The 9,177-nt window shown below is 72.4% G+C and carries 7 protein-coding genes; 5 read left to right on the forward strand and 2 right to left on the reverse strand.

Going from position 1 to position 9,177, the window contains the following annotated elements; all coding sequences use genetic code 11:
• The 4 genes from P1P70_RS34575 to P1P70_RS34590 form a co-directional block, all read left to right on the forward strand.
• Nucleotides 1-2,213, forward strand: a 2,213-nt coding sequence (locus tag P1P70_RS34575; protein ID WP_319244902.1) for a SpoIIE family protein phosphatase, incomplete at its 5' end; no start/stop codon positions are given.
• A gap of 283 nt (nucleotides 2,214-2,496) precedes the next feature.
• A complete protein-coding gene (locus tag P1P70_RS34580; protein ID WP_319244904.1) occupies nucleotides 2,497-5,157 on the forward strand; it encodes an SdrD B-like domain-containing protein in 2,661 nt (886 codons plus the stop codon).
• 180 nt (nucleotides 5,158-5,337) lie between these two features.
• On the forward strand, nucleotides 5,338-6,090 hold the full coding sequence (locus P1P70_RS34585) for a L,D-transpeptidase family protein (RefSeq protein ID WP_413471615.1): 753 nt from the start codon (nucleotides 5,338-5,340) through the stop codon (nucleotides 6,088-6,090).
• A gap of 131 nt (nucleotides 6,091-6,221) precedes the next feature.
• Nucleotides 6,222-6,734 carry a DUF3515 family protein gene (locus P1P70_RS34590; protein WP_319244908.1) on the forward strand — a complete coding sequence of 171 codons (513 nt, stop codon included), beginning with the start codon at nucleotides 6,222-6,224 and terminating at the stop codon, nucleotides 6,732-6,734.
• Nucleotides 6,735-6,795: 61 nt separating this feature from the next.
• Here the strand turns inward: P1P70_RS34590 and P1P70_RS34595 are convergent, their stop codons facing one another.
• Nucleotides 6,796-7,254, reverse strand: a complete 459-nt coding sequence (locus P1P70_RS34595; protein ID WP_319244910.1) for a hypothetical protein — start codon at nucleotides 7,252-7,254, stop codon at nucleotides 6,796-6,798.
• A gap of 130 nt (nucleotides 7,255-7,384) precedes the next feature.
• On the opposite strand from P1P70_RS34595, the gene P1P70_RS34600 reads away from it, so the two are divergent.
• Entirely contained in the window at nucleotides 7,385-8,002 is a 618-nt protein-coding gene (locus tag P1P70_RS34600) for a TlpA disulfide reductase family protein (RefSeq protein ID WP_319244912.1), read from the forward strand.
• Here P1P70_RS34600 and P1P70_RS34605 read toward each other — a convergent pair.
• Nucleotides 7,977-8,993, reverse strand: a complete 1,017-nt coding sequence (locus tag P1P70_RS34605) for a hypothetical protein (RefSeq protein WP_319244914.1) — start codon at nucleotides 8,991-8,993, stop codon at nucleotides 7,977-7,979. The two genes, P1P70_RS34600 and P1P70_RS34605, sit on opposite strands and share 26 nt — an antisense overlap.
• Nucleotides 8,994-9,177 lie beyond the last annotated feature (184 nt).

The following is a 9,177-nucleotide window of genomic DNA, read 5'->3' on the forward strand; positions in this document are numbered from 1 at the left end:
CCCCCGACCCCCTCAAGCCCGCTCACTGGGTCGCTCTCGTGTCCGATGCCACGCAGGCGCCCGGCTGGGACATGAGTCGGACGGTGCTGGAGCGGATGACCGCGTGGTCGCCGGTCGGGATTGCGATCGTGGACACGGAGCTGCGGTTCGTGTGGTCGAACGCGGCGTTGGAGCGGTTCGGCGGCGGCCTGGCGCACGAGAGGGTGGGGCTGCGGCTCGCCGAGGTGCAGCCCGGGCTGGACGCCGAGCGCATCGAGGCGCAGATGCGCAAGGTGCTGGAGACGGGCGTCCCGGTGCTGGACTACGAGCACGTGGGCCGGGTGCGGTCCACGCCGTACCGCGAGACCGCGCACGCGATGTCGTTCACCCGTCTGGAGGACGACCACGGGCGGCCCATCGGCGTGTACTACACGGTGATCGACGTGTCGGAGCGGCACCGCGCCCGCACCCGGCTCGCCCTGCTGGACCGCGCCGGCGAGCAGATCGGCCGCACCCTCGACGTACGGCGGACCGCGCAGGAGCTGGCGGACGTGGTCGTGCCGACGCTCGCCGACTTCGTGACCGTGGACCTGCTGGACTCGGTGCTGCGCGGCGCCGAGCCGGGCACCCTCGGCGACGGTTCCGTCCCGCTGCGGCGGATCGCCCAGCAGTCCGTGCACGACGGGGTGCCGGAGGCCGTCCTGGAGGTCGGCGCGGTCGCCTCCTACGCGGCCGGATCGCCCCCGGTGCGGGCCCTGGTCGACGGGCGTTCGTGGTCCGAGCCGCGGCTGGACCCTTTGTCGGCGGAGTGGGCGAGGGCGGTCCCGGGGGGCCGGTCGGTGCCCGCGGAGGCGCTCGGACTGCACAGTGTGATGATCGTTCCGGTGCGGGCGCGGGGCATCACGCTCGGCATCACCACGTTCTTCCGGCGCGACCGTCTCGACCCCTTCGACGCCGTCGACCTGGGCCTCGCCGAGGAACTGGTCGGCCGGGCCGCCGTCTGCGTCGACAACGCCCGCCGGTACACGCGCGAGCGCGACGCCGCCCTCGTGCTCCAGCGCAGCCTGCTGCCGCGCCGGCTGCCCGAGCAGGACGCGGCCGAGGTCGCCGTCCGCTACCGGCCCGCCGACGAGCTGACCGGCCTCGGCGGCGACTGGTACGACGTCATCCCCCTCTCCGGTGCCCGTGTCGCGCTCGTCGTCGGCGAGGTCGCCGGCCACGGGATCGACGGCGCCGCCGCCATGGGCCGCCTCCGCACGGCCGTACGCACCCTCGCCGACCTCGACCTGCCGCCGGACGAGGTGCTCGCCCACCTCGACGACATGGTGGCGAAGTCGGCGCGGCAGGAGGGGGCCGAGCCGGGCGGGGGCAGCGGGCAGACGGTCGGGGCACGCTGTCTCTACGTCGTCCACGACCCGGTGTCCGGCAGGTGCGCCATGGCCGCCGCGGGGCCGTTCGCCCCGGCCCTGGTCGACCCGGACGGCACGGTCACCTTCCCCGAGCTTCCCGCGGGGCCCGCGCTCGGTGTCGACCAACAGCCCTTCGAGGCGATGGAGTTGGACCTCCCCGAGGGCACCGTCATCGCCCTGCACACCGACGGGCTGCTCGCCGGGGCCTCCCGGGAGGCGCTGTGCCGTGCCCTGGCCCGGCCCGAGCCCTCCCTCGAACGGCACGCCCAGCGCGTCCTGGACTCCCTGGCGCCGGCCCGCCCCACCGACGACGTCGCCCTCCTCCTGGCCCGCACCCGGCGCCTGCCCGCGCACCGGGTGGCGTCCTGGGAGCTCCCGGCGGACCCGGCGCTGGTCTCGGAGGCCCGGAAGACCACCTCACGGCAGCTGGGGGCGTGGGGGCTGGACGAGTTGGCGTTCACCACGGAACTGATCGTCAGCGAGCTGGTCACCAACGCGATCCGGCACGCCGCCGGGCCCATCCGGCTGCGGCTCGTCCTCGAACGCACCCTGATCTGCGAGGTGTTCGACGGCGGCGCCACCGCGCCCCACCTCCGCCATCCGCGCACCACCGACGAGGGCGGCCGCGGCCTGTTCCTCATCTCCCAGTTCACCCAGCGCTGGGGCACCCGCTTCCTGCCGGAGGGGAAGGTGATCTGGGCGGAACAGCCACTCGCGGAACAGTCACCCGTGGAACGGGCACCCGTGGAACAACCCGCCTCCGGCCCGTCCGCCGCGCCATCCACCGGCCCATCCACCAGCCCGTCCACCGGCCCGTCGATCTGATCTACCGGCAATCCACCGGGTACGCCATGCGGGGACCCCTCCGCTGACCCGACCGGATGAACCCGCCGGGCCGTCCCAGGTCCCGCACCGCCTCCCCCGTGCCCTCCCGCACCCCTTCACCTTCCCCGAATCTCCACATTTCCGGCATCGCGACCGACGGCTCCTCCCCCTCCCGTGCCCCGTTCAGCCTGATTAGTGGCGGTTGGCACTTCATATGAATGCAGGCGTCGGCTTCGGGCAACGGGCTCCGTCGCCTCGGCAGGACTTCAGGGAGAAGAGGGACGTGGTGAAGCGAAGAACACCGGGGGGTGTGGGTCTGGCCCTGGCCGTCACGGCGACGCTGGTGGTCGGACTGGCCGGTGAGGCGGTCCCCGCCGGCCCCGGCGCCAGTGGCACCGCGGACGGCAGGGCCCCCGGCGACGGCACCGTGACCGTACGGGTCGTCAACGAGGTGGACGTCGACGGGAGGTACGACCACGGTCTGGAGAAGGGCCGGGCCGGAGTCCGGGTCACCCTCACCGACGACCACGGCACCGTGGAGACCCGCACCACCAACACGTACGGCGTCGCCTGGTTCCAGCCGTCGGCCTCGCCGCTGCGCGGCGGCAAGTACCGCGTCCAGGCCTACAACCCCGACTCCCGCACCCTCCAGCCGGCGATCGCGGGCCTCGGTGACGGACCGAGCGTCATGCGCGGCAGTGTCGGTTTCGTGGATGTCTCCGGGGGCCGGAGCACGACGTACACCACCGGCTTCTGGGAGCCGGGGCTCTACTGCCAGGAGAACCCGGACCTGGTGACCTGCAACCTGACGAAGGGCGACGCGCCCGACACCCACAAGGGCCTGGTGCGGTTCGCGGGCAACTTCTCCGACACCTACCCCGGCGGCACGGTCACCCGGCTCACCAACAACCAGCAGCAGGGCGCCGTGTTCGGGATCGGCAACGACCGGACCGGCAACACGTACATGGGCACGCTGGTCAAGCGGCACGCCGCGTACGGACCGGCGGGCGCGACCAACACCATCTACCGCCGCAACAGCGCCTCCGGGGTGAGCACCTTCGTCACCCTGCCGGGCCTGCTGACCGAGCACGACGAGGCCGACGACTGGCTGCGCGACAACCCGGTCCACAGCAGGGTCGGCCGGGAGGGCATCGGCGACGTCGACGTCTCCGGCGACGGCCACACCCTCTACGCGGTCAGCCTCAACGACTCCCGGCTGTACACCGTGCCGATCCGCGGCACCGGCGACGGGGTCTACCCGGGCACCTACCGCTCGCACGTCATCCCCCGGCCGGAGGAGTGCGCCGGTCACTGGCACCCGTACGGCCTCGGGGTGCGCGGCGGCCGGGTGCTCGTCGGCGGGGTGTGCGGCGCGGAGAACACCGTCACCCGGGCCGTCCCGTGGGGCGACCCCTCCCAGGTCACCTCGCACGTCTACGAGTTCACGCGGGGTTCGTTCCGCCCGCTGTTCCAGGCGGCGATGAACTACCCGCGCGGCTGCGCGTACCGGTTCACCGGTCTGCCCGCGACCGCCCCCCGCTGCTCGAAGCCCTCCACCGTCGGCAGCCCGCTGAGCGCCATGTGGGAGGCGTGGAACCAGCGCGTTCCCACCCCCGGGCGTCTCTCCTTCGTCTCCGCGCCGCAGCCGATCCTGGCCAACATCGAGATCGCCGACAACGGCGACCTGATCCTCGGCTTCCGCGACCGGTTCGCCGACATGCAGGGCACGGCGACGTACCCCTTCAACGCGCACCGGGGCGACCCCAAGGTCCGGGCCGTCGCCGCCGGTGACGTCCTGCGGGTGTGCGCGACGAGTACGACGTACACGCTGGAGAACAACGCCCGCTGCGACGCGCTGTACGGCGCGTCCCCCAACAACGACGAGGGACCGGGCCACGGCGAGTTCTACGCCGACTCGACGAAGCTCCCGGACGCCCACGAGGACCAGGTCACGCAGGGCGGCACGGCCCTCCAGCCGTACCGGAACAAGCTGTGGAGCACGGTCCACTCCCCGTTCGACGAGCACCCCTGGGAGCAGGGCGTGCGCCGCTGGAACGCCACCAAGGGCAAGACCGAGGGCAACCTCCCGGTGCAGCGGACCTGGAGCGCCGACGCCGCGCAGCGCGCCATGCTGTTCGGCGAGGGCAACGGCCTCGCCGACCTGGAGCTGATCTGCGACCGGGCACCCGTCCAGGTCGGCAACCGCGTCTGGTTCGACACCGACGGCGACGGCGTGCAGGACCCGTCCGAGCCGCCGGTCAAGGGCGTGAAGGTGACGCTCCACCCGATGTCGTCGTCCGGACCCGACCTCGTCACGCACACCGACGCGAACGGCGAGTACTACGTCAGCAGCCTGGACCGGGGCGGGCTGCGGCCGAACACCACCTACCGGGTCTCCTTCGACCACAGCGGCGTCGACACCGACACGCTGCCGGGGCGTCCGAGCCGCGCCGCACTCAAGTGGACGGTCAAGGGCGCCGGTTCGAACCGTGCGATCGACTCCGACGTCGACGCCTACGGCCGGACCACGGTCCGGGTCGGCGACCCCGGCCATGTGAACCACACGGTCGACGCCGGTCTCACCCAGTCGGTGCGGCTGACGCTCGTGAAGCTCGACAAGAAGAGCGGCAGGCCGTTGCCCGGCGCGGTGTTCGAGCTGTGGCAGGACACCAACGGGGTCCGCGGACTGCAGCGGTACGGCCTGCGCAAGGACCGGTTCGTCAACGACTGCGCCACCTCCCGCATCGGCCGCTGCTCCTTCGGCTCGCTGCTGCCCGGCACGTACCACCTGGTGGAGACCGACGTCCCCGAGGGCTACCTCAAGCCGAGCCGGCCGGTCACCGGGCCGTACGTCCTCACCCCGAGGAACGCCTCCCAGGGGCAGGGGCTGTTGGTGAAGCTCCTCAACACGCGGGGCGAGGCCTGCAAGGGCAAGAAGTGCTGACACCGGTGCCCGTTCGGCCCAGCACGACGTCTCCGCGGCGGCCCGGATGCCGTATCTCTGGGAGGGGGTTCGGCGACTGAGCGAGACCCGGAGGCCGCGTTGACGGGACGAAGGACACGGAAGGCCCGCAGGACACAGAAGAGCCGGATACGTGTGATCGCGGTGCTGTCGTCCGCCCTGATGGGGTGGACGGCGGCACCCGCCGACGCCACAGCACCCGCCGAAGCCACAGCACCGGCGGACGCCACAGCATCAGCGGAGGCCACGGTGCCCGCCGCCGAGGCGGCACCCGTGCCGGCGTGCACGGCGCGGACCGGTCCCTACCAGTGGGACCTGGAAGGCCATCTCAAGCTCCCGGCGGACGGCCGGCAGTCCACCGCCGACTGCGTGGCGATCCGCGCGTTCCAGCAGCGCACCGGCGTGAAACCGGCCGACGGCTACGCGGGCCTCGCCACCTACCGCACGATGCTGGTGGTGCAGGCCCGCGCCAACCCCAACGCCGCCGGGAAGTGTCCGGTGCGGACGTACCAGGTGACGTGTGTGGACCTCGACCGGCAGCTGGTGTGGGTGCAGCGGGGGAAGCAGGTGATCTACCCGCCGGTGCCCGCGCGCACCGGCAGGGACGGGGAGGAGACCCGTACCGGCTGGCACACGGTCTACTGGAAGCACCGCGACCATTTCTCCGACCTGTACAACAACGCCCCGATGCCGTTCGCCCAGTTCTTCAACGACGGGCAGGCCTTCCACGGCGTCCTCGACGACCTCTTCCGAGGCGGCTCCCACGGCTGCGTGAACCTCCGCTACGCCGACGCCGAACGCCTGTGGCACGTCATGCACGAGGACGACGCCGTCTACATCTGGGGCGCCAAGCCGGGCACCTGGCGCTCGATGGGCCCGCCGTCCGAGGCACCCGCACCCGTACCACAGGGTTGAGTCGGCGCCTGCGGTGTGACCTACGGGGTGGATGCGAACATGGGGGCCTGAGCGGAGGAGCCCGACAGCGGGCCACTCCCTCGCCCTCACCACGACGCACCACAGGACCCGACGCACGCAGGAGTTGACGGATGAGACGCCCTTCGAGGCGTGCCCGGATCGCGATCGGGGCGGCCGTAGGCGCGGCGGTGGTCGCCGCACTGCTCGTGGCCCAGGAGGTCTCCTCCCCGGCCCTGGACCTACGGCCGGCCGGCCGCGCCGGGGACCCGGCCTGCACCCGGATCGCCGACCGCTACCCTGCCCGGATCGCGGGCGAGTCCCGCGACCCCGTCTCCGTCACCGGCGTGACCTCCTGGGGCAACGGGGGCGTGGTGCTGCGCTGCGGCCTGGAACCGCCGGCCGAGACCGCCGACCCGTGCGTCGAGGTCGACGGCGTCGACTGGGTGTTCCGGGAGGACCGCTCCGCCGGCTCCGGCTACCGCGTCCTCATCACCTACGGCCGGAACCCCGCCGTCCAGGCCTTCGTGGACGACCGGATCACGGCGATCGACGGCGTCCTGGTGGACCTCAGCGACGTGGTGAGGCCGATCGAACGGGCGCCGGACGACGTGTGCGTGACCGCTGCCGACGCCGCCCCGCGCTGACGGCTTCGGCGCGACCGGAGACGGCGGAAGGGGACACGGCGAGACGGTGTCACGGCCGTCGTCAGACCACGCGGGGGCCACCGCTCAGGCGACCCGAGGGGGCCGTCGGGACGAGGCGGTCGTACCGCCACGCGCACAGGCCCAGAGCCATCAGGAACTGCAGGTCGAGCAGGGCCACGGTCATCATCACGAAAGCCCAGTCCACCGCGTCGGCCGGTCCGGACCCCGCCCACAACCCGGTCGCCACCAGGGACAGCAGGTACACCACCGCGTACACCGACGTGTCGATGGTCGCGGTGCGCCAGCGCGACAGGGCGGGGAGCACCTTGCGGACCACCGTCAGCACGGGCACTGCCACCAGCGGGAAGAGCAGTGTTCCGCCGTCGACCAGACCCAGAGCTACGTCATCGGCCGATGTGTGCCCGCCGGTTCCCACGTTCAGCACAACCAGCCCCCACAGCCACGTGGGAAGGGTCACCACCGCCGCGTACTCGACCGCCCTGCGCCAAGGCGTGATCATCTGCGCTCCTCGCATCCCCGTACGTCACCGGCGGTCAACCGGTGACCACAGCAGTGTCCCAGCCACCCCAGCGGGGGCGATCGGCAGGCTGCCGGGGCGAGTTGCCACCCGGGCTCTAAGCTGTACGGCGATGAAGACGAACCGCCGTGCGGCGCTGTGCGTGGTGATGGCCGGGCTCGCGATGACGGGCTGCGCCACGCCGAAGCCGCTGCCGACCGACGTGGAACAGGCCGAACGGGCCGGGCAGTCGGGGCAGTCGGGGGAAGCTCCACTGGCAGGTGGGGGCGGGTTGTTCAAGAGCATCCCCGTCGGCGAGCGGCCCGCCGCGCCCGACTTCGCCGGCGGCACCGTCGACGGCGGATCCGTCCGGCTCTCCGACTACCGCGGTCAGGTCGTCGTCGTGAACGCCTGGGCCTCCACGTGCGGTCCCTGTCGGATCGAATCGCCCGACCTCGACCGTGCGCAGCGGAAGTTGAAGGGGCGGGACGTACAGGTCCTGGGCGTCAGCATGGACGTGTCCCGGCCGAACGCGCTCGCCTTCCAGCGGGACCTCGGCCTGTCCTACCCGAGCCTGCACGACCCTGGCGGCAAGCAGCTCCTGAAGCTGCCGAACGGTCTCGTGAACCCGCGGATCCTCCCCTTCACCCTCTTCGTCGACCGCGCGGGCCGGATCGCCGGGGCGGTTCAGAGCACGGTGTCGGAGGAGGACGTACGGAGCGTGGTCACGCCGATGCTGGAGGAGAAGTAGGAGGAGCGGGGGCGGCGAGGGTTCCGGTGCGGGTGGTGGGCCGGCCCCGGGCCTCGTCCGAGGAGCCCTGTTCGTCGGAGTCCGTGGACTGCTCGTCGGACGGTGAGGGCGCCTCCGTGTCCTTCTTCTCTTTCTTCTGCTGCTGCTTGGTGTCTTTCTTCGGCTTCGGCTTCGGCTCCTTCTTGCCTTTCTTCTCCTTCTCCTTCTCCTTCTTCTCCTTCTTCGCCGCCTGTTCCTTCAGGAGGGTCTGGAGGCGTTTGATGCCGGCCTGCGCCGCCTCGGTGGTGGCGGTGTCGTCGATGCCGTACAGGCCGCCGTGGGTGAGGAGGGCGGCGGTGTCGCCGACGCGTACGGTGGCGAGGTCGAGGGTGAGGGCGGTGTCCTCGCCCTCCAGGTCACCGCTGACGATCAGCCGCAGGCCCTGGCGGGCGTCACCGAGGTCGCGCGGCAGTTCGACGGGGGTGACCTCGGCGCCGTACTCGCGGCCCTGGACACCGGTGATGGTGAACTCCTCGCATGTGCCGACGAGTTGGCCGAGGCGACGGAGGCGGGCGTCGACGTCGGCCTTGTCGTACGCGCCGACCTGGTAGCGCAGTTGGGCGCCGTACTCGTAGTCGTCGAAGCCGGTGACGGCCGTGCCGCCCTTGGGCTCTCCGAGGACGTCCTCGGCGTAGACCCCGTCGAGGAGCGCCTGGCACTCGGGCCGGTCGGTACGGCCCTTGAGGAGGCCGTCCCGCCAGGTCGCCGCGCCCTGGGTGCCGGACCAGGCGTCGCCGAGGTCGTCCTGGCGCAGCAGGGCGCTCCGGGCCCGGGCGTCGGTGAGCGCGGGGGCCGTCGGGGCGGTGGGTGAGGCGGAGACCGTGGTCTCCTCGACGGAGGCGGCCTCGGGGAAGCCGCGAGGGTGCCCGGGGTCGTCCACGAAGCAGCCCGCCGCCCCCGCGAGCATCCCTAGGGCCATGACCCGGGCGAGAACACGGTACGGACGACGCATGGCGGAGCCTCCCGAGAGCACGACGTTGCCGTTCCCACGCCAACACCGCTCGCCCCCGCCCACCAGCGCTCGCGGGCGTACGGGTGAGGTGGTCCCCCGGACAGCCGCAGGGTCTCTCGGGGAGTCGGCCGGTCGGTCACCCGGGGGACGGGCGAGAGGGAGAGGGCGTGGACGTGGGGGGCAC

The sequence above is a fragment of the Streptomyces sp. MB09-02B genome (assembly GCF_033794485.1).
GTDB lineage: Bacteria > Actinomycetota > Actinomycetes > Streptomycetales > Streptomycetaceae > Streptomyces.

Coding starts and splice junctions, on each gene's coding strand:
- P1P70_RS34585 (WP_413471615.1), top strand. CDS start 5,338: ATGGGGTGGACGGCGGCACCCGCCGACGCCACAGCACCCGCCGAAGCC.
- P1P70_RS34605 (WP_319244914.1), bottom strand. CDS start 8,993: ATGCGTCGTCCGTACCGTGTTCTCGCCCGGGTCATGGCCCTAGGGATG.
- P1P70_RS34600 (WP_319244912.1), top strand. CDS start 7,385: ATGAAGACGAACCGCCGTGCGGCGCTGTGCGTGGTGATGGCCGGGCTC.
- P1P70_RS34595 (WP_319244910.1), bottom strand. CDS start 7,254: ATGATCACGCCTTGGCGCAGGGCGGTCGAGTACGCGGCGGTGGTGACC.
- P1P70_RS34590 (WP_319244908.1), top strand. CDS start 6,222: ATGAGACGCCCTTCGAGGCGTGCCCGGATCGCGATCGGGGCGGCCGTA.